This is a genomic window from Vibrio ordalii ATCC 33509, from assembly GCA_000257205.1.
In the GTDB taxonomy this organism is placed as follows: domain Bacteria; phylum Pseudomonadota; class Gammaproteobacteria; order Enterobacterales; family Vibrionaceae; genus Vibrio; species Vibrio ordalii.
Map to the genome: position 1 here is coordinate 1 of AEZC01000050.1, position 24,935 is coordinate 24,935.

The 24,935-nt window shown below is 44.2% G+C and carries 23 protein-coding genes and 1 other annotated feature; of the genes, 18 read left to right on the forward strand and 5 right to left on the reverse strand.

The annotated features are described in order from the left end of the window. Positions 1-572: 572 nt before the first annotated feature. The gene (locus VOR_RS0103120; protein WP_010318275.1) at positions 573-1,058 is read left to right on the forward strand and encodes a putative 4-hydroxy-4-methyl-2-oxoglutarate aldolase; all 486 of its coding nucleotides are present in this window, start codon (positions 573-575) and stop codon (positions 1,056-1,058) included. On the opposite strand, the gene VOR_RS0103125 is transcribed toward VOR_RS0103120, so the two are convergent. Next, complete coding sequence (locus tag VOR_RS0103125; protein WP_029626850.1) at positions 1,055-1,558, reverse strand: hypothetical protein; 504 nt, start codon at positions 1,556-1,558, stop codon at positions 1,055-1,057. The two genes, VOR_RS0103120 and VOR_RS0103125, sit on opposite strands and share 4 nt — an antisense overlap. Before the next feature lie 242 nt (positions 1,559-1,800). Between VOR_RS0103125 and thrL the strand changes: the two genes are divergently transcribed. From thrL to thrC, 4 genes are all read left to right on the forward strand, one after another. Next, complete coding sequence (gene thrL, locus VOR_RS18210; RefSeq protein WP_081480684.1) at positions 1,801-1,878, forward strand: thr operon leader peptide; 78 nt, start codon at positions 1,801-1,803, stop codon at positions 1,876-1,878. Next, positions 1,816-1,933, forward strand: a sequence feature (Thr leader region). It overlaps the preceding gene by 63 nt. A 30-nt stretch (positions 1,934-1,963) precedes the next feature. Beyond that, positions 1,964-4,414, forward strand: a complete 2,451-nt coding sequence (gene thrA, locus VOR_RS0103130; protein ID WP_010318277.1) for a bifunctional aspartate kinase/homoserine dehydrogenase I — start codon at positions 1,964-1,966, stop codon at positions 4,412-4,414. An 18-nt stretch (positions 4,415-4,432) separates the two neighbouring features. Then, complete coding sequence (thrB, locus tag VOR_RS0103135; protein WP_010318278.1) at positions 4,433-5,389, forward strand: homoserine kinase; 957 nt, start codon at positions 4,433-4,435, stop codon at positions 5,387-5,389. Then, positions 5,386-6,669: a threonine synthase gene (gene thrC / locus VOR_RS0103140; RefSeq protein ID WP_010318279.1), complete on the forward strand. Its 1,284-nt coding sequence runs from the start codon at positions 5,386-5,388 to the stop codon at positions 6,667-6,669. Before thrB ends, thrC begins: the two co-directional genes overlap by 4 nt. Before the next feature lie 109 nt (positions 6,670-6,778). On the opposite strand, the gene grcA is transcribed toward thrC, so the two are convergent. Continuing rightward, positions 6,779-7,156 (reverse strand): autonomous glycyl radical cofactor GrcA, encoded by a 378-nt coding sequence (gene grcA / locus VOR_RS0103145; RefSeq protein WP_010318280.1) that lies wholly within the window; start codon positions 7,154-7,156, stop codon positions 6,779-6,781. A gap of 298 nt (positions 7,157-7,454) precedes the next feature. Between grcA and nfo the strand changes: the two genes are divergently transcribed. The 3 genes from nfo to VOR_RS0103160 all read left to right on the forward strand — a co-directional run bounded on the left by nfo (position 7,455) and on the right by VOR_RS0103160 (position 9,963). Beyond that, the gene (gene nfo, locus VOR_RS0103150; RefSeq protein ID WP_033197386.1) at positions 7,455-8,372 is read left to right on the forward strand and encodes a deoxyribonuclease IV; all 918 of its coding nucleotides are present in this window, start codon (positions 7,455-7,457) and stop codon (positions 8,370-8,372) included. A 271-nt stretch (positions 8,373-8,643) separates the two neighbouring features. Then, the gene (gene ung / locus VOR_RS0103155; RefSeq protein WP_010318282.1) at positions 8,644-9,324 is read left to right on the forward strand and encodes a uracil-DNA glycosylase; all 681 of its coding nucleotides are present in this window, start codon (positions 8,644-8,646) and stop codon (positions 9,322-9,324) included. An 87-nt stretch (positions 9,325-9,411) separates the two neighbouring features. Then, positions 9,412-9,963, forward strand: a complete 552-nt coding sequence (locus VOR_RS0103160; protein WP_029626853.1) for a hemerythrin domain-containing protein — start codon at positions 9,412-9,414, stop codon at positions 9,961-9,963. Between the two features lie 51 nt (positions 9,964-10,014). On the opposite strand, the gene VOR_RS0103165 is transcribed toward VOR_RS0103160, so the two are convergent. Then, positions 10,015-10,194: a DUF3545 family protein gene (locus VOR_RS0103165; RefSeq protein WP_010318284.1), complete on the reverse strand. Its 180-nt coding sequence runs from the start codon at positions 10,192-10,194 to the stop codon at positions 10,015-10,017. A 708-nt stretch (positions 10,195-10,902) separates the two neighbouring features. Here VOR_RS0103165 and VOR_RS0103170 point away from each other — a divergent pair. The 9 genes from VOR_RS0103170 (at position 10,903) to deoD (ending at position 20,530) form a co-directional block, all read left to right on the forward strand. Further along, a complete protein-coding gene (locus VOR_RS0103170) occupies positions 10,903-12,327 on the forward strand; it encodes an alanine/glycine:cation symporter family protein (RefSeq protein ID WP_010318285.1) in 1,425 nt (474 codons plus the stop codon). A gap of 109 nt (positions 12,328-12,436) precedes the next feature. Beyond that, positions 12,437-13,210, forward strand: a complete 774-nt coding sequence (yaaA, locus tag VOR_RS0103175) for a peroxide stress protein YaaA (protein ID WP_010318286.1) — start codon at positions 12,437-12,439, stop codon at positions 13,208-13,210. 16 nt (positions 13,211-13,226) lie between these two features. Further along, the gene (locus VOR_RS18910; RefSeq protein WP_010318287.1) at positions 13,227-13,364 is read left to right on the forward strand and encodes a DUF5363 family protein; all 138 of its coding nucleotides are present in this window, start codon (positions 13,227-13,229) and stop codon (positions 13,362-13,364) included. Continuing rightward, positions 13,351-14,139, forward strand: a complete 789-nt coding sequence (locus tag VOR_RS0103185) for a TatD family hydrolase (RefSeq protein WP_010318288.1) — start codon at positions 13,351-13,353, stop codon at positions 14,137-14,139. Before VOR_RS18910 ends, VOR_RS0103185 begins: the two co-directional genes overlap by 14 nt. A 208-nt stretch (positions 14,140-14,347) precedes the next feature. Next, the gene (locus VOR_RS0103190) at positions 14,348-15,607 is read left to right on the forward strand and encodes a NupC/NupG family nucleoside CNT transporter (protein ID WP_010318289.1); all 1,260 of its coding nucleotides are present in this window, start codon (positions 14,348-14,350) and stop codon (positions 15,605-15,607) included. Between the two features lie 646 nt (positions 15,608-16,253). Continuing rightward, positions 16,254-17,030: a deoxyribose-phosphate aldolase gene (deoC, locus tag VOR_RS0103195; RefSeq protein ID WP_010318290.1), complete on the forward strand. Its 777-nt coding sequence runs from the start codon at positions 16,254-16,256 to the stop codon at positions 17,028-17,030. A gap of 95 nt (positions 17,031-17,125) precedes the next feature. After that, a complete protein-coding gene (gene deoA / locus VOR_RS0103200; RefSeq protein WP_050946481.1) occupies positions 17,126-18,487 on the forward strand; it encodes a thymidine phosphorylase in 1,362 nt (453 codons plus the stop codon). 21 nt (positions 18,488-18,508) lie between these two features. Next, positions 18,509-19,732, forward strand: coding sequence for a phosphopentomutase (locus tag VOR_RS0103205; protein ID WP_010318292.1), 1,224 nt, complete (start codon positions 18,509-18,511; stop codon positions 19,730-19,732). A gap of 78 nt (positions 19,733-19,810) precedes the next feature. After that, positions 19,811-20,530 (forward strand): purine-nucleoside phosphorylase, encoded by a 720-nt coding sequence (deoD, locus tag VOR_RS0103210; RefSeq protein ID WP_010318293.1) that lies wholly within the window; start codon positions 19,811-19,813, stop codon positions 20,528-20,530. A gap of 57 nt (positions 20,531-20,587) precedes the next feature. Here deoD and VOR_RS0103215 read toward each other — a convergent pair whose 3' ends face one another. After that, positions 20,588-21,205, reverse strand: a complete 618-nt coding sequence (locus tag VOR_RS0103215; RefSeq protein ID WP_010318294.1) for a YtjB family periplasmic protein — start codon at positions 21,203-21,205, stop codon at positions 20,588-20,590. A gap of 187 nt (positions 21,206-21,392) precedes the next feature. Here VOR_RS0103215 and serB point away from each other — a divergent pair, with 187 nt between their 5' ends. Beyond that, entirely contained in the window at positions 21,393-22,373 is a 981-nt protein-coding gene (gene serB / locus VOR_RS0103220) for a phosphoserine phosphatase (protein ID WP_010318295.1), read from the forward strand. A gap of 108 nt (positions 22,374-22,481) precedes the next feature. On the opposite strand, the gene VOR_RS0103225 is transcribed toward serB, so the two are convergent. After that, positions 22,482-24,824: a PilZ domain-containing protein gene (locus tag VOR_RS0103225; protein WP_010318296.1), complete on the reverse strand. Its 2,343-nt coding sequence runs from the start codon at positions 24,822-24,824 to the stop codon at positions 22,482-22,484. Between the last annotated feature and the right edge of the window lie 111 nt (positions 24,825-24,935).

Sequence of the window (24,935 nt, forward strand, 5' to 3'; positions counted from 1 at the left end):
ACGTATGCATTCGCTTGTTGAAACCTGTAACAAACGAGGCATCTCGAGCCTGTCTGCTCTAATGGAAATCGTTCAAGCTGTTACCCTTCGCAAGCCTTACCCAAACGTATTTAGTCTGTAATCCATTAAATCAAGCTCCTACTGGTGAACGGTTACCAAATATTAATCGTCTTAAGCAGTTGTAAATTTACACCACATTACCCATGCAAATAGCATGCTTTTTGGGGATTTTCGCTGTGGATGGTAGCATTGGGCGCAATGGGCTTTACCTCACAGAGAAATTTACCAGCAAAGAACTTGTTAACTCGATACTTGTCAAAAAATGGGAATTGCGTAAAAAATCAACGTTTACAGCGGTGGATATCGCACTACTATGGATCTCACCAATATGAATATTAAGTCTTTTAAATGCAGTTGGCCGCCAAGTTATGCTCATTCTCAGCGGATTTTTCTTTGCATCGTTTGTATGAATAGGTGAGTAAAGTATCTGGCATCATGGTTGATTGAGCTGTGATTTTACAGCGCGTCTAATGTGTCAGATGAAAATAATAAACAATAATCAAGGAAGAAGGATGATAGATATCACACCAGATATTTGCGATAAATTTGAATCGCAAATCAATATATTGGATTTGCCTTTGCAAACTTTTGGTTTAAGGAGTGCTTTTTGGGGGCAAATTGTCACCGTGCGTTGCTATCACGATAACTCTAAAGTTCGTGACGTATTGAGCCAAAATGGTAAAGGTAAAGTTTTAGTCGTTGATGGCAACGGTTCGTGTCAAAGAGCGTTATTGGGTGACCAACTGGCGATCATGGCGATTGAAAATGGTTGGGAAGGAGTCATCATTTATGGAGCAATACGCGATGTTGCTGCGTTATCGCAAATGGATTTAGGCGTGAAAGCGTTAGCGAGTTGCCCACTTAAGACCGATAAGAGAGGTGCAGGCGAAATTAATGTGACGCTGACTATCCTCAACCAGATGATTCAGCCGGGTGATTATGTTTATGCCGATTGGAATGGTGTTTTAACGTCAACTCAAGCGCTAGACTGGCACTAAAATCGGAAACCTACCCCAAATTGAACCCCTTGTTGCCACTCTTGATAATCAAGGGTGGCATGTAAATCAAGGTTTTCTGACACTTGAAGTCGGCTAGATAGCTCCGCCGCCATAGCACCGGCACTGCTCGTATCATTCGGATTACTGGCGGCTGAACGCAAGGTGCTTTTTAGTGATAATTTGGGAGTTAGCTGGTAGCTGAGGCCACTTAAAAAACCACTTTCGGAGCCGTAGTCAGAATTGTTTATCCTCGCTCCAATGTACAGATCTAAATTGTCAAAAAGGTTATAAGAATAACCGCCATCAATAGTCCAACTATCAAATTGCTGATTATCACTTTCGCTTGAAAGAAATAAGCGATGTGGAGATTGGCTCTGTGATGAAGGAAGTGCAGGTAAGGTATTGGCCATGCTAGATAACGAGACAAGCAGAAATAAACATAGTGCGACTTTTAGTTTCATCTGCCTCTCCTTATTCTTGTTTTGAGTTACTGCGTCCACTGCGGTGATAACAATTAAAGCACAAATTTCACACGATGACAGCGTTATGTATATAGCATTTTGTTATTTGCTTATGTGTAACATGGTTGCACTTAATGTGCAGCAAGTGTCTTATTTGTGTGGTGGTTTTAAATTTGATTAATTCGGAATGGCAATAAAAAATAGCAGATTTTCGTTGACTAATGATGACGAAGTAAGGTAAACGTAAAGGCAATGAAACACACGAGTATTTAAATTTTTCTATGTTACAGCGCAGCCTAGTAGTAATGACAACCACCATTATTATTACCGACATTACACATGTTGGGGCGGGCCGCTGAGCGAAAAGTTTTTACAAAAAAGGCCTGTATCCCACCAGATACAGGCCTTTTTTTATTACCAATTTTAACTGTTTTGGAGGAAGGGATGCGAGTATTAAAGTTTGGAGGTTCATCGTTAGCCGATGCTGATCGTTTTTTAAGGGCGGCAGATATCATCGTTAACAATGTACAGCAAGAAGAAGTCGCCGTTGTGCTCTCTGCACCGGGAAAAACCACCAATAAATTAGTGGCAGTTATTGAGAGTGCTTTGCGTAATGGCGAAGCAGAACGCCAAATAGCGGAGCTTGAATTCTCATTTTTCGATCTACTCGCTGGCATCAAAGCACAATTGCCTAATGTGGATTCGGCCGCTTTTGACAATCAAGTAAAAGCGTCACTGTCTCAGCTGCGTCAATTTGTACACGGCATTAATTTACTCGGTATGTGCCCAGACAACGTCAATGCGCGCATTATCAGTAAAGGTGAGCGAGTCTCTATCCAACTGATGAAAGCGGTACTTGAAGCAAAAGGACAAGCGGCTGCATTGATTGACCCAGTACAATATCTTTTTGCTAAAGGTGAGTACCTTGAGGCAATGGTCGATGTTGAGATCTCCACGCAAAATTTCAAACAAAATCCACTTCCGCAAGCGCATGTTAACATTATGCCGGGTTTCACGGCGGGTAATGAAAAGGGTGAATTGGTCTGTCTAGGTCGTAATGGCTCGGATTATTCTGCGGCCGTGCTTGCGGCATGTTTACGTGCAGATTGCTGTGAGATTTGGACCGATGTTGATGGCGTTTATAACTGTGACCCACGTTTGGTTGCGGATGCTCGTTTATTAAAATCACTCAGCTACCAAGAAGCGATGGAGCTTTCGTATTTTGGTGCGTCAGTGTTACATCCTAAAACTATTGCGCCGATTGCACAGTTTCATATTCCGTGCCTTATCAAAAACAGTTTTAACCCTCAAGGCGCAGGCACGCTGATTGGTCAAGATACTGGTGAAGATAAGCTGGCTATCAAAGGCATTACCACACTCAATAATTTGACCATGGTCAACGTCTCTGGCCCTGGCATGAAAGGCATGGCTAGCCGTGTGTTTGGTGCGATGTCTGCCGCAGGCGTTTCTATTGTGCTGATTACACAATCCTCTTCAGAATACAGCATCAGTTTCTGTATTGAGGCGCAAGATAAAGCCCTTGCCAAAAGCGCATTATCGGAAGCGTTTGAACTGGAATTAAAAGATGGCCTACTTGAGCCTGTCGAGTTTATGGATGACGTTGCGATTGTCACTCTGGTTGGTGACGGCATGCGCACTTCGCGCGGAGTGGCTTCTCAATTTTTCTCATCGCTGGCTGAAGTTCACGTCAATATTGTTGCCATTGCACAAGGCTCTTCCGAGCGAGCTATTTCGGCGGTGATTCCAGAAGATAAAATTTCAGAAGCGATCAAGGCTTGTCATGAAAATCTCTTCAATTCTAAGCATTTCTTGGATGTGTTTGTGGTCGGTGTTGGCGGTGTCGGAGGCGAATTAGTTGACCAAATTCATCGTCAGCAAGCCAAACTAGCCGATAAAGGAATTGTGATGCGAGTGTGTGGCCTTGCAAATAGTAAGGCGCTACTTCTGGATAGCGAAGGCTTGCCTCTGGAGCATTGGCGCGATCGAATGCATAGCGCGAGTGAAGAATTTAGCCTCGCAAGGCTTATCTCTCTAGTGCAGCGTAACCATATCATTAACCCTGTCTTAGTTGATTGTACTTCCAGTGAAGTGATTGCCAACCAGTACGCCGAATTTTTGGCTGCGGGTTTTCATGTTGTGACGCCTAATAAAAAAGCCAATACCGCAAGCATGGCCTATTATCACCAGCTGCGTGAAGTGGCGCGCAACTCGCGCCGTAAGCTGATGTACGAAACGACGGTTGGCGCTGGTTTACCTGTGATTGAAAACTTGCAAAATCTCATTGCCGCCGGTGATGATTTGGAAAAATTCAGCGGTATTTTATCTGGCTCTCTTTCGTTTATTTTCGGCAAACTGGATGAAGGTATGACTCTTAGTCAAGCTACGCAACTGGCTAAAGACAAAGGTTTTACTGAGCCTGATCCTCGTGATGATTTGTCGGGAATGGATGTGGCTCGCAAGCTGTTAATTTTAGCTCGTGAGGCGGGAATGCCTTTAGAACTGGATGACGTAAAAGTCGATCTTGCTTTGCCACCGGGTTTCGATATTTCGGGTACAGTTGCAGAGTTTATGGCGCGCTTGCCGCAGGCTGATGCTTATTTCCAAGAGTTATCCACTAAGGCTGCAGCCGAAGGTAAGGTATTACGTTATGTTGGTGAAATATCAGAAGGCCAATGCAAGGTGAAAATTGCAGTGGTCGATGAAAATGACCCAATGTTTAAAGTCAAAGATGGTGAGAATGCACTGGCGTTTTATAGCCGTTATTATCAACCGATTCCATTGGTGTTGCGTGGTTATGGGGCGGGTACAGAAGTAACAGCAGCAGGGGTGTTCTCTGATGTGATGCGCACCTTAGGTTGGAAGTTAGGGGTTTAATTGATGAGTTCAAGTGACATGAGTGTGGTGGTGTATGCCCCAGCTTCAATTGGTAATGTGAGCGTTGGGTTTGATGTTTTAGGGGCGGCTGTGTCGCCAATTGATGGCAGTTTACTGGGGGATCGCGTTGAAGTTAAAGCGGGCAGCGAACCTTTTGTACTCGAAACAGCAGGTCGCTTTGTCGACAAGTTGCCACAAGATCCAAAGCAGAATATTGTTTACGATTGCTGGCTTGTTTTTGCCAGAGAGCTTGAAAAAAAGAGCATTGCAGTAAAGCCGTTGCAAATGACGTTAGAAAAAAATATGCCGATTGGCTCAGGCTTAGGTTCCAGTGCTTGTTCAATTGTTGCAGCTTTAGATGCGTTGAACCAGTTTCACGGTAACCCACTTAATCAGACCGAGCTTTTAGCGCTGATGGGCGAAATGGAAGGTAAAATTTCAGGCGGTATACATTATGATAACGTTGCCCCCTGCTACTTAGGCGGCGTGCAATTGATGCTTGAAGAGCTAGGTATCATCAGCCAAGAAGTGCCTTGTTTTGACGATTGGTATTGGGTGATGGCGTATCCTGGGATTAAAGTTTCCACAGCCGAAGCGCGAGCGATCTTACCTTCACAATATCGTCGGCAGGACATCATTGCGCATGGACGTCATCTCGCTGGTTTCATTCATGCTTGTCACTCAGGTCAGCCTGAGCTAGCGGCTAAACTGATCAAAGATGTGATTGCTGAACCGTATCGTGAGAAACTTCTGCCCGGCTTTTCGGATGCGCGTAAATACGCTGCATCAGCCGGAGCGCTCACTACTGGCATTTCTGGCAGTGGCCCAACACTGTTCAGTATTTGCAAAGAAAAAGAGGTTGCCGAGCGAGTTGCTCGTTGGCTTGAACAACATTATGTACAAAATGAAGAAGGATTCGTCCATATTTGTCGCTTAGACAAAAATGGCTCGACCGTTACAGGAAGTGCTCTATGAAGCTTTACAACATAAAAGAAAATGATGAACAAGTCTCTTTTGGCCAAGCCGTACGCCAAGGATTAGGACGCAATCAAGGGCTATTTTTCCCAGCAGAGTTGCCTCAGTTTGAAGATATTGACGCGTTACTAGCGGAAGATTTTATTTCTCGTAGTACAAAAATTCTCAGCGCCCTGATTGGCGATGAATTACCAGCAGAGCAAGTGAATGCGTTGGTTGATGCGGCTTTTCAGTTTCCAGCCCCCATTAAGCAAGTGAAAGACGGCATTTATGCTCTAGAGCTTTTTCACGGTCCAACGCTGGCATTTAAAGATTTTGGTGGTCGCTTTATGGCGCAGTCACTGGCCGCCGTTTCAAATGGTGGACAGATCACTATTTTAACCGCGACTTCTGGTGATACTGGCGCTGCGGTGGCTCATGCCTTTTATGGAATGCCCGACATCAAGGTCGTGATACTTTACCCTAAAGGTAAGATCAGCCCGTTACAGGAAAAACTCTTCTGCACTCTGGGCAACAATATTCACACTGTCGCGATAAAGGGTGACTTTGATGCTTGCCAAGCGTTAGTTAAGCAGGCTTTTGATGACGCCAAGCTTCGCCAAGAGATTGGTTTAAACTCTGCAAATTCAATCAATATCAGCCGTTTAATGGCACAAATTTGCTACTACTTTGAGGCCGAATCACAATTAAGAAAAGCGCAGCGTGAAAACTTAGTCATCTCCGTACCGAGTGGCAACTTTGGCAACCTAACCGCTGGTCTGTTGGCAAAAGCATTGGGCTTACCTATCAAGCGTTTTATCGCGGCAACCAATGCCAATGATACGGTTCCTCGTTACTTAGAAACGGGTCAATGGGATCCAAAACCCACGGTCGCGACCACATCGAATGCGATGGATGTTAGTCAGCCGAACAACTGGCCGCGCATCGAAGAGCTTTGTCGCTTAAAGGGCTGGGGGCTAGATACCTTAGGTAAAGGTGCGGTATCTGATGCACAAAGTGCGGATTCAGTTCGTGAACTTTACGCGCAAGGTTATTTGTGTGAACCGCATGGTGCCATTGCGTATCGAGTTTTGGATGAGCAGTTGCAAGCGGGAGAAACGGGGCTATTTTTGTGTACTGCGCACCCTGCCAAATTTAAAGAAGTCGTTGACGATGTGCTAGGTACTGACATTGAATTACCAGCTCCTCTTGCAAAACATGCAGTGATGACGTTGCTTTCTGAAGAGTTAGACAATGATTTTGACGCTCTAAAAACGGTGTTAAGACGCGTTCAGCCTTAAAGAGATCCTGATTTCATCTTATTGAAGTCAGTGTGATATTTCTCTAGCTATAAAAATGGCGCTCATTGAGCGCCATTTTTGGATATGAATATTCTCATCAACGCTATGATTATAGCGTCTCAGTGAAGGTACGTGCGATAACGTCACGTTGCTGTTCTTGAGTCAATGAGTTGAAACGAACAGCGTAGCCAGAAACACGAATCGTCAGTTGCGGATACTTCTCAGGGTGTGCAACGGCATCTTCAAGAGTTTCACGCTTAAGAACGTTCACATTTAGGTGCTGACCGCCTTCGATGCGAGGTGCTGTTTCAATCGCAACTTCACGGCTTTCATACTCACCAAGGGCGCTGACCGCGATAACTTGATCTGCTTGGTAGCCTGCGTTAGCGGCAACGCAACGTGCTTCATTCTTTTCGTTATCGAGTAACCAGATAGAATTTAGTAGGTTGTCGTTTGCTGCTTTTGTAATTTGAATGCCTTGAATCATCACTATCTCCTAGTCCACTTAAGTGGCGTTATTGGTGTTTATTTTCTAACTTTGTTGAGTTGGTTATTATATAGCTAATATCCTTAATATTAATATTGATTTAGGTCAAAAAACAACGATAAACATTGATAATATGGGGTTTATTTTATTGATTTAAATCAATAAATCATTTAAAAACAATGAGTTCTACTTTTTTTTAATGCGTAAAATATTTTTTATTTATGATTTTGTTGTAATTTTACTACATTTTTAGCGCGTGTTTGACCTAAGTAACAGAAAATCAGACAATTGAAGTCCAATGTTGAAAGTACAAAGTGATTTAATGACAAATAGAATTCAGGGCCGTGGAATGAAATTTATTGGTGCTCATGTATCGGCCTCTGGCGGCGTTGACCAAGCCCCATTGAGAGCGAGAGAAATTGGAGCAAATGCATTTGCTTTATTCACTAAAAACCAGCGCCAGTGGGTTGCTAAACCGCTCGAAGAGGCAACCATTCGCGCTTTTAAGGCTAACTGCCACATGCTTGGTTTTAAAAGTGAACACATTTTGCCGCACGATTCATACCTTATTAATCTGGGCGCGCCAGAAGCCGATAAGCTTGCTAAGTCACGCGAAGCTTTTATTGATGAAATGCAACGTTGCCAGCAACTGGGGCTGACGCTTCTGAATTTTCATCCGGGTAGTCACCTTAAACAAGTCTCAGAAAGTGAATGTCTTGCGACGATTGCAGAATCGATAAACCTTGCACATCAAGCCGTGCCTGAGGTCGTTGCTGTGATTGAAAACACCGCAGGGCAGGGGACGAATCTAGGCTGGCGTTTCGAACATTTAGCCGAAATTATCCAGCAAGTTGAGGATAAATCGCGAGTAGGTGTGTGCCTTGACACGTGTCATACTTTTACTGCGGGTTATGATTTGCGCACAGTTGAGGCGTGCGAGGCAACCTTCTCAGAGTTTGATAGCGTGGTGGGAATGCACTACTTACGTGCAATGCACATCAACGACTCAAAGGCAAAGTTCGCCAGCCGTGTTGACCGCCATCATTCTCTAGGACAAGGCGAAATTGGTTGGTCATGCTTTGAATTTATTGCCAAAGATGCAAGGTTTGATGGTATACCATTGATTTTAGAAACAATCGATCCAGATATTTTGGCCCAAGAAATTCAAACATTAAGAGATCTACACGCACAATCGGTGGATTCAGTAGCATCTTAAATAAGTTGGCATCTTTCTTTCATAAAGACAAAGGCATAGCCGCGTCAAAATGAAGGAGGATGTCACTATGTTTTATTTGATCTCACGTTCACCATCAATAGCTCGACCACCAGTCCGATTGCCTATACCTAACCGACATGTGAACGGTCAAGGGCATACTCGAACGCCACAAAAATCACATTAACTGGCAAAAGCTCTGTGACATTGACTCATGCAGTCGTAGCTTTTTATGGTTACAATGCTGTCATTAGTTAATTTGCAGAGCGTTGTTATGACTCAATCATTGACTTGGCACGATGTTATCGGCCATGAAAAACAGCAGGAGTATTTTCAACAGACGATAGCGTTTGTTGAAAAGGAAAGGCTGGCGGGGAAAGTGATTTATCCACCTGCTGCTGACGTGTTTAATGCGTTTCGTTTTACCGAATTTGCTGGCGTTAAGGTTGTGATTTTAGGGCAATATCCTTATCACGGGCCAAATCAGGCTCATGGGTTATGTTTTTCGGTGTTACCCGGCGTTAAAACCCCACCTTCACTGGTGAATATCTACAAAGAGCTGGTGCAAGATATCCCCGGTTTTGTTACTCCTCAGCACGGTTACCTAAAAAGTTGGGCCGAGCAAGGGGTACTGCTACTCAATACCGTACTGACTGTTGAGCAAGGTATGGCGCATTCGCACGCTAGCACCGGTTGGGAAACCTTTACCGACCGGGTGATTGAGGCGCTAAATCAGCAGCGTGAAGGTGTTGTCTTCCTGTTGTGGGGTTCACACGCGCAGAAGAAAGGCAGCATGATTGATCGCAGTAAACATCATGTATTAGTAGCACCGCATCCTTCCCCTCTTTCTGCGCATCGAGGTTTTTTGGGCTGTAAACATTTTTCAAAGACTAATCAATTACTTATTGAGCAGGGGAAAGCGCCTGTGAATTGGCAACCCGTATTGGATAAGTGATTAATTGATGTTTTTTCGAGCAGGGTCAAAACAAGCAGGGTGAAGCTTTTATACACTTATCTAAAGTAAGTGTAATGGAGAAGCACAATGATGATTGAAAGGATCCGTAGAGAACACGGGTATATGGCGCGTTTGCTTGCCATTTTGCGAGATAAACAACGGCAATTGAGCAATGAACAAAGTATCAACTACTCTTTAGTGAGAGAGATTATTGACTACTTGGCGACCCATTCTGAGTCAGTACACCACCCCAAAGAAGATATTCTCTATCACTATTATATTGATCATTATGGTCAACATAATGATATTCAAAATTTAGCCAAAGAACATGTAGAACTTTCTGAGAAAACTCATGCTTTTCTAGAGATTGTCGATATGATTTTGCAAGATGCAGTTGTACCACAGCACGTGTTCATTGAGCAGCTTGAGGAGTTTATTTCTTCCCAGAAGCGCCATCTGGAGTTAGAAGAACAATCGGTTTTACCTTTGATCAGCCGCACCTTTAATGTCGCTGATTGGCAAGCGGTGGAGGCGAGCTGGCAACAATCCGAAGATGATCCAGTATTTGGTGAGACAATTGCCGAGCAGTACCAGCAATTAGCTCACCGAGTTCGGCAAACCGCACAAGAGTGCCAGTAATCTCTGCTGATTTAGTTAAACAAAAAAGGCACTGTTGAAGTGCCTTTTTGCTCAGAGTTTGATTTGATCTGCCTCAAAGCAGACATCCATTTCCATCAATTCTCTTTGTAACCGTTTTTGATCCTGAATCGCTTCAATTTCTCGCCACATTCTTTTTACTGGTTTAGTGCGACTAGAGCGGAGTTTTGTGATTTCCATTTCCAACATTTCGTCAAATTGCAAGCTTTCCATAAGCAACCCCTTGTTGTTGTTATTACGCCATGTCGTGCTCTCTAGATAGCACAGTTTTCGCTAGCCTAGCTATGATTTGTTTCTCATTTGTTTCTTTTTGATGAACCTTTTATTGGATTTTGACCAGAATTTCACAATTTTAGCGGGATTCTTTAGTACAAAAAGGGAGCGGTTAAGTGACGCAAACGATTTTATTTACATTTTTAAATGTTACATAAATGTTGGTTGTAAGGATTGCGATTGCCTGGCTGGCTGTTTTATGACCATTCAATAAAAAATTATCATAAATTTATGCAAGATTTAGTGGTGAAACTGATTAGCCCTTTATTCTCAAGGGGTGAGATTAAGTGAGTGCAACTGGGTTTTTATGGTTGTTTTTTATCTTTCAATGTTTCTAGTTTGGTTTTTTGGTTGCTGAATTGTTTTTGTATTGGTTTGTGAAATGTTAATTAAAGGTGATTTTATAGTGAAAAATAACATTTTAACCAAACCTGTTGCATATTGATTTTTGTTCTTCCAGGTTGCATTATCCGCCCGTCAAAAATACGTTGCCCCTTCAAAAGTTGAGACTCCTCACTTTTTGGGCGAATAAAATGCATTGCATAATATCGATAAAAACATGCTGGTTATAACCTTGACTCGCAGCATGTGCATTTTTTCGTGAAGCTTTTCGCTTAGGTCAGCGCTATCACTCTATGAGAGGTTCTTGTGACAGACTTAATCAATTTAATGAATGATCTACTTTGGGGATCCATCCTTGTTTATCTTTTAGTCGGTGTTGGTGTCTACTTCACCGTTCGCCTAGGATTCATTCAATTTCGCCATTTCGGCCACATGTTTAGCGTGTTGAAAAACAGCCGTAAAGCAGATAAGGCCGGTATATCTTCTTTCCAAGCACTTTGTACTAGCCTTGCTGCGCGTGTTGGTACCGGAAACATGGCTGGTGTGTCCGTTGCTTTAACGGCGGGTGGTCCTGGCGCGATTTTCTGGATGTGGTTGATTGCTATGCTTGGTATGGCGACTTCATTTGCTGAAAGCACCTTGGCTCAGCTATACAAAACTCGTGACAAAGATGGTAACTACCGCGGTGGCCCTGCGTACTATATGGAAAAAGGCCTTGGTATGCGTTGGATGGGCGTTCTGTTTTCCATCTTCCTGATTATTGCTTTTGGCCTAGTATTCAATGCCGTTCAAGCTAATTCAATTGCAGGGGCTATGAAAAATGCTTTTGGATTTGATCCGCTGTATGTCGGTATCTTCATCGTTGCAATTTCGGCTTTCGTCATTTTTGGTGGTATCCGTAAAATTGCGCGTACTGCTGAACTGATTGTCCCTTTCATGGCATTAGCTTACTTAGCGATTGCGATGTTTGTCATGGTCACTAATATAGAAAAGCTACCAGCCGTATTAAGCCTTATTTTCAAAAGTGCATTTGGCCTTCAAGAAGCGGCCGCAGGCGGTTTAGGTTACGCGATTGCTCAAGCCATGATTAACGGTATTAAACGCGGTCTGTTTTCCAATGAAGCGGGTATGGGTTCAGCACCTAATGCAGCGGCTTCTGCAACGCCTTATCCGCCGCTCCCAGCCTCTCAAGGTTACGTGCAAATGTTGGGTGTTTTTATTGACACGATTGTGATCTGTTCAGCAACTGTCGCCATTATTTTGATGTCGGGTGAATATGTACCACACGGTGAAATTACCGGTATCGAGTTGACTCAGCGCGCATTAAGCTCACAAGTGGGCAGTTGGGGTGGGATTTTTGTTGCTTTTGCAATTTTCTTCTTCGCCTTTACTTCAATCATTGCCAACTACTCTTATGCCGAAACGAATCTGATTTTCTTAGAGCACAATAATAAGAAAGGGTTAACGTTGTTCCGTATTATTTTCCTTGCCATGGTGATGTTTGGTTCATTGGCGACCTTGCCGACTGTATGGGCAATGGCGGATGTCTCGATGGGGTTAATGGCGATTGTTAACTTAGTGGCGATCATTCTGCTCTCTGGCATTGTGATTAAGCTCGCGAAAGATTATAACCGTCAGTTAGCTGCAGGTAAGGTTCCTACCTTCGATGCTAATGATTACCCGGAGTTAAAATCTCAGTTGGAAGATGGCATTTGGTACAACAACAAATAGCCTGTTATCGTTACTGACGATTAAATAGATTGAAAAAGCCATGCAGACACCGCATGGCTTTTTTTGTACTCTGTGAGCCATAAAACAAGAATAGAAAGGAAGGAAAATTATGCTCATTGTTGTTTCCCCAGCCAAGACGTTAGATTACGAATCCCCCTTGGTGACAAGCAAATATACTCATCCGGAGCTTATTGACCATTCCGCTCAGTTGATCGATGTGTGTCGTCGATTGACTCCTGCCGACATCTCAGCGTTGATGAAAGTGAGCGATAAAATTGCTGGGCTCAACGTGGCTCGCTTTGAACAGTGGAGCCCAACCTTCACGTTGGATAATGCACGCCCCGCCATTTTGGCGTTTAAAGGGGATGTTTATACGGGCTTTGAAGCAGAAACGTTATCGGATGCCGGATTTGAATATGCACAACGGCATTTAAGAATGCTCTCTGGCTTGTATGGTGTATTGAAACCACTGGATCTGATGCAACCGTATCGTTTAGAAATGGGCACGAGATTGGGTAACCCGAGGGGGGCTAACCTGTATCAGTTTTGGGGCGATATCATTACCGATAAACTCAATCAAGCTCTCAAAGAGCAAGGCGATGATGTGTTGATTAATCTCGCTTCCAACGAGTATTTTAAAGCGGTTAATCCGAAAAAGCTTAAGGGGAGCATCATTACTCCGGTATTTAAGGATTGCAAGAAAGGGCAATACAAAGTCATTAGCTTCTATGCTAAGAAGGCTCGTGGCATGATGGCTCGCTACATTATCGATAAACAAATCTCTTCTGTAGAGCAATTGGCTCAGTTTGACTGTGCTGGCTACTATTTTGTAGAACAGGAGTCATCAGCAACTGAGTTGGTCTTTAAACGCGAAGAGCAGTGATGTAAGAGAGGCGGTTATGTGGCAGTGGTTGAAAAAGCAGGTTGCGCGTTATGATCGCTGGTGCGAAAACATGGGTTTAACACCAGATAAAAAACGTAGCTGTGTTGCTTATCGTCAAGATCCTGTTCAGAGTAAAGAACGTGAGCGAGAATAAGAAGCTGCGTTTATTTGATACGCACTGCCATCTCGATTTTTCTATCTTTGAGCGTGAGTTTGAACACCATTTACACTTAGCTCGCCAGCAGGGGGTTGAGAAAATAGTGATTCCCGCCGTTGGTCCAAGTAACTGGCAACGAGTGGCCGAGCTTGCCAATGGTTATCCTGAACTCTATTTTGCTCTTGGTTTCCATCCTTGTTTTTTATCAACCTCTTCCCCTGCCGATATCGACGAGCTTGAGCAAAAGCTACTTCAAAAACCAGCCCAATGCGTGGCTCTGGGGGAGTGTGGCTTAGATTTTGCGACTGATATTGCTCCTGCTTTGCAAGAAACAATGTTTGAAATGCAACTAGAGCTTGCGAAACGAGCCAGACTTCCATTGATATTACACAGCCGCAAAGCGCACAACCGCTTAATACAACTGTTAAAAAAGCATCAATTTAACCAAGGTGGAGTGCTGCATGCTTTTTCTGGCAGCGTTCAACAGGCAAACCAGTTTATTGAACTGGGTTTTAAGATTGGCATCGGTGGTGTTATTACCTATCCAAGAGCCAACAAAACCCGTCTTACTATTGCGGCACTCCCAATCGAAAGTTTAGTGCTAGAAACGGATGCCCCAGATATGCCACTCAATGGTTTTCAAGGGCAAGCGAATCACCCGCAAAAACTGCCGATTATCCTGCAAACGCTTGCGTTACTGAAGAACCAATCAGAGCAAACGGTTGCTGATGTTTTGTGGGAAAATAGTCATTCTTTGTTCTTTCCGGTGTGAATAAATTCGAAATGAAATGTAGGTTTAATGATTCTAGTGTCAGTAATCATTGAACGTGCTCACATAAATGAGTTAATGGGCAGTGAATCTTATAAGAAAGTGTGAGGCTGGCATTACTTTATCTTAGTGGTGATGAGTATAATCACCCCGCTTCATGAGCTCCATTTTATAACACGCCAACAATAACCTAATAAGGAAATCATAAACTATGAGCCTGTTTATGAGCCTAGTCGGTATGGCAGTTCTGCTAGGACTTGCAGTTCTACTGTCTGATAACCGCAAAGCTATCAATCTAAGAACAGTGGGTGGCGCTTTTGCTATCCAATTTTTTATCGGTGGTTTCGTTCTTTACGTGCCATGGGGTCGTGATCTCCTTGCAGGTTTCTCTGCGGGTGTTCAAAACGTCATCGACTTCGGTAAAGACGGTACTGGTTTTCTATTCGGCAGCCTAGTTAACTTTTCAGTTGACGGTATTGGCTTCATCTTTGCTTTCCAAGTTCTACCTACTTTAATCTTCTTCTCGGCACTTATCTCTGTGCTTTATTACATTGGCGTTATGCAATGGGTAATTAAGATTCTAGGTGGTGGTTTACAAAAAGCACTCGGTACCTCTCGCGCGGAATCGATGTCTGCTGCAGCCAACATTTTCGTAGGTCAAACAGAAGCGCCACTAGTGGTTCGCCCGTTTGTACCTAAAATGACTCAATCTGAGCTGTTTGCAGTAATGTGTGGTGGTTTGGCTTCAGTTGCGGGTGGTGTACTTGCTGGTTACGCATCGATGGGTGTACCGCTAGAGTACCTTGTTGCGGCCTCTTTCATGGCAGCACCGGGTGGTCTACTGTTTGCAAAAATCATCAAACCTGAAACCGATACTCCAGATGAAGAGCTGGGTAGCGATATGGATGGCAATGATAAACCTGCCAACGTAATCGATGCTGCTGCTGGTGGTGCTTCTGTTGGTCTGCAACTTGCGCTGAACGTAGGTGCAATGCTACTTGCCTTCGTTGGTCTAATCGCGTTAGTTAACGGTATGCTTGGTGGTGTGGGTGGTTGGTTCGGTATGCCTGAACTGACTCTAGAACTACTGCTTGGTTGGCTTTTCTCTCCATTAGCATTCCTAATTGGTGTGCCATGGGAAGAAGCAACGCTAGCGGGCTCTTTCATCGGTCAAAAACTGGTTGTAAACGAATTTGTTGCTTATCTAAACTTCGTACCTTACGTGGGTGAGAACGCACAGATCGTTGCTGCTACTGGTGCGGTGATGTCTGAGAAAACTCAAGCTATCATCTCATTTGCACTGTGTGGCTTCGCCAACCTTTCTTCTGTTGCGATTCTACTCGGTTGTTTAGGTGGTCTTGCTCCTAACCGTCGTCACGATATCGCGAAGATGGGTATAAAAGCCGTTTGTGCTGGTACACTGTCTAACTTAATGGCCGCAACCATTGCTGGCTTCTTCCTTTCTTTCTAATTAAACAAGAGAAAGAGATATAGACGCCGTTTAACATCGCCCCGTAGCAAGAGATTGCTGCGGGGCTTTTTTGTTTTGGCGAAAGGAATGCTTTGATTCACCCTTTAGGCGGGTGGTCAGTGTTTATCACCGAAAGCTTTCTTTTATAAGTTAGCTTTTAATGGATAGATCAGAGTTTATCGGTAAACGAGATTATCGTTGACGCTGATCTTTTTTGAGATACAAACCGTTTGCTCTATGAATGACGCTACAGTTTTGTAGTGAAAATCTATACTGTATCAGTGAGATTCATTTTCAATAGAAGAGTGAAGATATCAGCTAGCATCAATCAATACATGGAGTATGATTTGACGCAAAGGCAGCCCGTTTTATCATGTCGTGTTGCTTTGATATAAATTAGATACGGGTATAAGTTACACACGGATATACGTTAGACACGGCGATGAGTGCAAATAAGCGGCATATCATGGTTGTGCCATGGGCCAAATTGGTACTGTGCGGTGACAGGGATAGCAATTGAAATGCAAGTGCATTTCGAGTCTTCAAGGAACCAAGTCCGTTCATTTGTGGCTAGTAAGCCATCTCGCTCTTAACACTGAGCGTGGTTTACTAGTGAACTATTTGAATATATTGATCGGAGATAGAAATGAGCGATTTAAAAGCAGCCGCACTACGTGCACTGAAATTGATGGATTTGACTACGCTAAACGATGATGACACGGATGCGAAAGTGATTGCCCTTTGTCATGATGCCAAAACGGCTGTAGGTAATACCGCTGCAATTTGTATTTACCCTCGCTTTATTCCTATTGCGAAGAAGACACTTCGTGAGCAAGGCACGCCAGAGGTTCGTATCGCAACCGTGACCAACTTCCCACACGGTAATGATGATATTGAGATTGCCGTTGCGGAAACGAAAGCCGCCGTTGCGTACGGTGCTGATGAAGTCGACGTTGTATTCCCTTACCGCGCATTAATCGCCGGTAATGAGCAAGTCGGTTTTGATCTTGTTAAGCAATGTAAAGCCGCGTGTGGTGACATTCTGCTTAAAGTGATCATCGAAACTGGTGAGCTAAAAGAAGAAGCATTAATCAAAAAAGCGTCTCAAATCTGTATTGAAGCGGGCGCTGATTTCATCAAAACCTCAACGGGCAAAGTCCCTGTGAATGCAACACCAGAATACGCACGCATGATGCTAGAAGTGATTCGTGATATGGGCGTTGCCAAAACAGTAGGCTTTAAACCTGCGGGCGGTGTACGCACAGCGCAAGATGCTGCATTGTATCTCGCGATGGCTGATGAGCTACTTGGCGCAGATTGGGCCGACAGCATGCACTACCGTTTTGGGGCTTCAAGCCTGCTAACCAATCTTTTGAATACATTAGAAGTAACAGACCAAAAAGCCGATCCAACTGCGTATTAATTATGCGCTGAAGTAGGACTGATAATAATAAGTCTGACTCGTGGAGTTGAGCCATCAGCTCCCGATTACCTCTTTACCTTACTGACCAAAGCATCATGCTTGGGAGGCAACTCATGTATTCAACTCAAACTTTTTTACCTCAAGAAATCATTCGCAAAAAGCGTGACGGCGAGATCCTCACCACCGAAGAAATTAACTTTTTTATTCAAGGTGTGGCGAATAATACCGTCTCTGAAGGCCAAATTGCGGCCTTTGCCATGACGATTTTCTTCAATGAAATGACCATGCCAGAGCGCATTGCACTGACGTGCGCTATGCGTGATTCAGGAATGGTGATCAACTGGGATGCGATGAACTTCTGTGGTCCTATCGTTGATAAACACTCAACTGGCGGCGTGGGCGATGTTACTTCGCTGATGCTTGGCCCCATGGTTTCAGCCTGCGGTGGTTTTGTTCCTATGATTTCAGGGCGTGGCCTTGGTCATACGGGCGGCACGCTGGATAAATTGGAGTCGATTCCCGGTTATAACATCACGCCAAGTAATGACGTATTTGGTCAAGTAACCAAAGAAGCGGGCGTTGCTATCATCGGCCAAACGGGTGATCTCGCGCCAGCGGATAAACGCGTATACGCCACACGTGACATTACCGCAACGGTCGACAACATTTCACTCATCACCGCCTCGATTCTTTCTAAAAAATTAGCCGCTGGGTTAGATTCCTTGGTGATGGATGTCAAAGTCGGTTCTGGCGCATTTATGCCGACTTACGAAGCTTCTGAAGAGTTAGCTAAATCTATCGTCGCAGTGGCTAACGGCGCAGGTACGAAAACCACGGCTATTTTGACGGATATGAACCAAGTGCTGGCCTCTTCGGCAGGCAATGCCCTCGAAGTGCGTGAAGCGGTACGCTTTTTAACTGGTGAATATCGCAATCCTCGCTTACTGGAAATTACCTTGGCCTCTTGCGTTGAAATGTTGTTGTTAGGCAATTTAGCAAAAGACAGCAATGATGCTCGTGCGAAACTGATGTCCGTTCTTAATAACGGAAAAGCGGCTGAATGCTTTGGCAAAATGGTCAAAGGGTTAGGCGGCCCCGCTGATTTTGTGGAAAATTACGATCACTATCTTGAAAAAACCGAGCTGGTTAAGCCCGTTTACGCTCCAGAAAGTGGCGTCGTATCGGCAATGGATACTCGCGCGATTGGCATGGCCGTGGTGGAGATGGGTGGTGGACGCCGCGTCGCAACTGACACCATTGATTACGCGGTTGGGTTTGACCAATTTATTCGCCTAGGTGACGTTGCCGATAGCAGCAAGCCGTTGGCGGTGATCCATGCGCGTAATGAAGCGCAATGGCAACAAGCGGCTAAAGCATTACAAAGCGCCATTCAAATTGGCGGAGAATACACACCAACACCCGATGTCTACGGCCAAATTCGCGCAGAAGACGTATAAAAATATCGGTTGGAGATAGCAATGAAAAGAGCATTTATTTTAGTATTAGATTCATTTGGTATCGGCGAAACCGCTGATGCACCACAATTTGGTGATGTTGGCGCTGACACTTTGGGCCACATCGCAGACCAATGTGCTAAAGGCGAAGCGAATAACGTGGATCGCCAGGGCCCATTGACGCTGCCAAACTTATCGAAACTGGGGCTTGCCATGGCGCATAAAGAGTCAACGGGGCGTTTTGCTCCGGGGCTTGATGCCAACGCTGATATTATCGGTGCGTACGGCCACGCAGCTGAGCTTTCATCAGGTAAAGATACTCCTTCGGGTCACTGGGAAATTGCTGGTGTTCCTGTGCTGTTTGAATGGGGTTATTTCAGCGATAAGCAAAATAGTTTCCCGAAAGAGCTGACCGATCGCATTGTTGAACGCGCAGGTTTGGATGGTTTTCTTGGTAACTGCCATGCATCAGGCACTCATGTTCTCGATGATTTGGGTGAAGAGCACATGAAAACGGGTAAACCGATTTTCTATACCTCAGCTGACTCAGTGTTCCAAATTGCTTGTCACGAAGAGACGTTCGGTCTTGATCGTTTGTTAGAACTTTGCCAGATCGCACGTGAAGAATTGGCGGATTACAATATTGGCCGCGTGATTGCGCGCCCGTTCATTGGCCCGAAAGCGGGAGAATTTGCTCGTACTGGCAACCGTCGTGATTTATCCGTTGAGCCGCCAGCGGCGACCGTGCTGCAAAAGTTGGTTGATGAGAAGCAAGGTAACGTGGTTTCTATTGGTAAAATTGCTGATATTTACGCCTACTGCGGCATCACTCATAAAGTCAAAGCGACAGGCATCCCGGCTTTATTTGATGCAACACTAGAACAAATCAAACAAGCGAAAGATAACACCATCGTCTTCACTAACTTCGTTGATTTTGATTCTGCTTATGGTCATCGCCGTGATGTGGCGGGCTACGCTGCAGCACTGGAGTACTTTGACAAGCGTCTGCCACAAGTGCTTGAGTTAATGGAAGAGGATGATGTGCTTATTCTTACGGCGGATCATGGTTGCGATCCAACTTGGCCGGGCACGGATCATACGCGTGAGCACATTCCAGTGTTAGTTTATGGTCACAAAGTGGCACCCGGTTCGTTGGGCCGTCGCGAGACGTTTGCTGATATTGGCCAGTCACTGGCGCACTATTTCGGTACGTCTGCGATGGATTACGGCACCAATTTCTTACAGTAAGCGTAGCTATTCATTTTTGAGGATGAATAGAGAGATCACTCTCTATTCTTTGGTCAATTTAGATAAAGGATACTTTTAATGGCAACTCCACATATTAATGCTGAAATGGGCGCATTTTCAGACGTCGTTTTAATGCCGGGTGACCCGCTTCGTGCCAAATACATCGCAGAAACTTTCCTGGATGATGTGGTACAAGTGTGTGATGTGCGTAACATGTTTGGTTATACAGGAACGTACAAAGGTCGCAAAATTTCGGTAATGGGCCACGGCATGGGGATCCCTTCATGCTCAATTTATGTGACGGAACTTATCAAAGATTTTGGCGTGAAAAAAGTGATCCGTGTTGGAAGTTGTGGTGCGGTCAGCAATGATATCAAAGTGCGTGATGTTGTGATTGGCATGGGTGATTGTACCGATTCCAAAGTTAACCGTATCCGTTTTAAAGACCACGACTTTGCTGCGATTGCCGATTACAAAATGGTTAAAGCTGCAGAAGAGGCGGCTACAGCCAGTGGTATTAACGTGAAAGTGGGTAACTTGTTCTCCGCAGAACTTTTCTACACGCCAGATCCAGAGATGTTCGATGTGATGGATAAATACGGTATTGTTGGTGTAGAAATGGAAGCGGCGGGAATCTACGGCGTAGCGGCGGAATATGGCGCAAAAGCACTGACGATTTGTACTGTGTCTGATCACATCAAAACTGGCGATCAAACGACTTCTGAAGAGCGTCAAAACACTTTCAATGAAATGATTGAAATTGCGTTAGATTCAGTATTGATTGGCGACGCTCAATAATCTTCTTTTATTAAAAAACCTCAGTGTCGCAACTGAGGTTTTTATTTACAAAGCTTGCTAGGTCATATCATTCACATTCTGCAGCAGCAGGTTCTCACCACCACTCTTTGGTTTTCGGCGCAGTAGTAGCAGTGTGAGTAATACACCGCTGACAAAGCTGGTCAACAGCATGAGATACATGTAGCGATCACTTTTACGATAGTGGTGATCTGAAATCGCCGTGACGCGGCCAGTTTCAAAAGTAATGCGGATAAAACCAATAATACTGCTTTCATGATAGACGGGCTCAACCAGTTGCTGACGGCCAATGCTGGCCGTGCGCAGTGGTGTATCCAATCCTAATACTTCGCGTACGCTTAACGCGTTATCGCTGGCGGCTAATTTGACCCCTTCGGAATCATAAATGGTGGCATCAAACACCAGTTTATCTTGAGCTAATTGGTTGGTTAGGGCTAGCAGGCGCTCTTGATCTTGCTCTGATATCATGCTGCCAGCAGATAATGATGCCTGTGAAATCAAAACCTTAGTTAATGTTTCTAGTTGGTTGGCCTGAATTCGTTCGTTACCTTTACTGATCACAACGCTGTTTTTTACGGTAAAGAAGAACATGCCTGCTAATAAAATGACGGTAAGCACACGAATTGCGACGCGAAATGAAAATAAAGAGCCGTCCATAACCCACCTGATTGGATAAATAAAAACTTTACTCATATTGAGACTTGCGTTTTTAAATTGCAATAGGGTAACGTCAGGGGCATACACCCATTTATTGATACTCGAGCATTGAATCGAGTTGATCCCATTTTGCTTGTGGTGCGTTTAAGCAGGCTGAAGGAAAAGGATTGATTAAGGAATGATAAACATGGATGCCCTCAAAACATTGCCGATCAAAAGGCACACAACGCTGCTCAACCGCTTGCCTGAAACTCGTTTTTCTTCACAATTTGACAAAGCAAAAGCAAGTTGGATTATTTTTGCACCTTATCTCTCCACTCAACATTTTGATGATATTGATTTTTTTACCGGTTACTACAACGCCGTCCTCGATATGTGGAAAGTGGGACATTATGAAGTGGCGCTGATGTCAGGTGAACTGACGACAGAGCACGAGAAAATTTTACAAGGACTCGAAATTGATTACGCCCGTTTGAGTGAAGTGCCTGACCTGTCCAAGCCGGGTTTGATTGTGATGGATATGGACTCTACGGCGATTCAAATAGAATGCATTGATGAGATAGCCAAGTTAGCGGGTGTCGGAGAGGAGGTCGCCGAAGTCACTGAGCGAGCGATGCAAGGTGAATTGGATTTTGAGCAAAGCTTGCGTCAGCGGGTTGGCAAACTTGCTGGTGCCGATGAGTCGATTCTTGAATCGGTTCGCTCTACATTACCCATGATGCCTGATTTGCGTGAACTGGTGGCGACATTGCATGCCTTGGGGTGGAAAACGGCGATTGCATCTGGTGGCTTTACCTATTTTTCAGATTATTTAAAAAGCGAACTGCAACTTGATCATGCGCAATCCAATACGTTGGAAATTGTTGATGGCAAGCTTACTGGTCAAGTGTTAGGTGAGGTCGTTTCGGCGCAAACCAAAGCCGATATTTTGGTTGAGTTAGCACAGCGTTATGAGATTGAATTGCACAATACTGTCGCGGTTGGCGATGGGGCGAATGATTTAATTATGATGGCTGCAGCGGGGTTAGGCGTTGCTTATCATGCGAAACCTAAAGTTGAAGCAAAAGCACAAGCGGCGGTCCGTTTTTCAGGCCTTGGCGGCGTGCTCTGTATTCTTTCTGCCTCATTGGTGAAGCAGCAAAAACTCAGTTGGAAAGTGAAGCCTTGAGTAAAGCTCAACGGTGAAAGATAAGAGAGTGAGCGATGCCCGCTCTCTCTCTTCTACCCACACACACTCTCTTCTACCCACACTCTCTTTTACAAAAGTCAGTCTCTTTTACAAAGTTAGTTCTAAGCGGATCAAGACTTCTTCTGTAATATCGATCACCTCTCCATAACCAATGATCGAGGTGATCTCTTTTTCTAGCGTACGAGCGTGATGAAGACTAATTTGTGCCAACTCATTGAGATCACTGCGCAGCAGCGTAGTGATTGGGTCAAAGACGGGTGCACTACAAATCCTCAAGATGTAAATTTCACCCATGTGTTGCGCTTTTTGGATAAAATTAATGCGCTCTTTAGTGTTTTCAAAATCACTCAATAATTTCGATTGAATTGATTGAATACGCGTGCCAAATTTGATTGCCGCAATATAAACGTCGTGATATTGCGGTAGCGCACCTTCAATGCGCCGCATCGGCTTAGCCAGTAGAGTATTGGTGTGGCCTTTGAATATCGGCTCTAACGTGATGCGATTTTCTTGGCCTAATTTAGCCAGTAACACAAGATGAGGCGGCAAGGGATAATTCACGCCAATCACCTTAGGGCGTAAATTTGCACCGTGTTTATCAACGAAAATCGGCGAACTTATCATCTTATCAAGCAAGATGTTGTGCAACCCTTCCAGTAAGTTATGACTTGGTAGCACTTCTTCTTTCGGTAGCAACTTATCTTGATTGTTTTCAATAATGCTATTGAAAAAAGCGATCGTTTTGATGGTATGTATATTTTCTTCTATCACCAATTGCAGACGCTGACCTTCTGGCCCAATACGAATGACATGGTAGGGAAGGCTATGCAGCGGCAGCTTTTTATCGTAAAGCTGTAATTCGTGGTAATTGATGGTGACATTATCGCCTGCTTTTACTGGCAGTGGTGTATCCAAAACAATACTTAAACCACGTTTAGATAAATCAATTGTGTGGCCAGTTGCATTTACCCCTGATCCTGAAGTGATGGTCAGCGGTGTCTTGAATTGGTAACGAGGCTCTTTTCTACGCGAGCGAGCGTCAAAGTAAATGCCTGTAGGTTGGCCAATGATCTGCCTTAAATGACGGAATTTATTGAGTTCGCTATTGGGTAAATTGGGTTTGTCAGTCAATAGGTAATCTTTTGCCGAATCCTCATCGCCAATTTCTTGTAAAACGCCACAGTGCGTTAAGTGGCTTGAGCGATCAGACAATTCATGGGCATGAACCGCAAGTTCTTGACGCTCTTCATCCGAGAGTTCAAAGACAAATAAGCGAAACGCTTTCCAACTTTGTCGACGAGCGCCAACATGCCAAAACATTTTTCTTTGTTCACGGTTGGCCTCGGGCATCATCATTGAAAAAAAGAGCGTTTTTTCCTGATGTTCATACTTAAAAGCATAAAGCACATTATTGCTACCCCGCATCCCCGGCTTGGTCAACTGCTCCATCCGCTCTTTATTGAATAACGAACCGAGTACTTGCTGATTACGCTCGTCGTGCCAGTATTGCCATATAGGTTGGTTATTTTCAGTCAGCAGTACCAACTTCAGTTCGCTGCCACTAAAAAATACCGGTAAGTTACAGGTATGTTTTAAATAGGTGTGCTCGTAACCACGAGTCCGTGCTCTGATCAGCTTATCTTGGTTATCATGTCGTGCTTTCTGAGTGTTATTTTGCAGCGATTCAGTAATCACTTTTTCGATGATATTTGTATCGGAAAGTTTTAGTGTACGGAGAAATTTCACGGCGTCGTTATCGTAAGATTCATCAATCCCTAAAATACGATATTCAATGGTTTGGTTGAGTCCAACCACTTCTGACGTTTTGTTTAGTTCGGAAAAATAGACTTGGATCACCTCACCAAGCTTGTAGTTAAAAGCGGCGGGAACTTTAAATTTTGCACCAGAAACCGATAGATCAACACTGAGGCCATTGACCAGTTGTTTACTTGATAGGTGAATTTCAACTTGTGAGGTGACTTTTAAGCGATTTTCTTGGCGTTTCAGATCATAACCAAGCTTAATTGGCTCAGCTTCAAAAAACGTACTGCCACCGTCCTTTTGTGGGTTTTGGGCACCACGTTGTTGCATCACACGGAAGTTGTTTGGCGTATTGTTTAACGCTTCCCATACACCTTCCGTGTACGCCCCAAATTTTTTGATCCCTTTGTGATAGGCGTTAAAGGCCACATCGTCGAACCAATGTTTGCGGCCATCTAATTCATATTCTCGGCATTCCCCTTGCACCCGACCTCGCAAGTCAATACTTTTAACACAAGGAGCCATGATGCGATTGAGCTCCATCTTGACCAGTAATTTTGCCGACGGTGATTCATCTGCTGTCATTTGTGAAAGAAGATAGTCAAAATCAGGTAAACGGTAAGCTGGGATCAAACGCTCTGCGATTGATAGAATTTCAGATTGCTGCATACTTTTCTGTTAGAGTGTCCGTCTCAAAGATTAATCGGCATCGTTACCATAATCTTTAGTTATCTGTTGCGAAGGTTCAACCTTTATTTAAATGTAAATCAACCTATACCC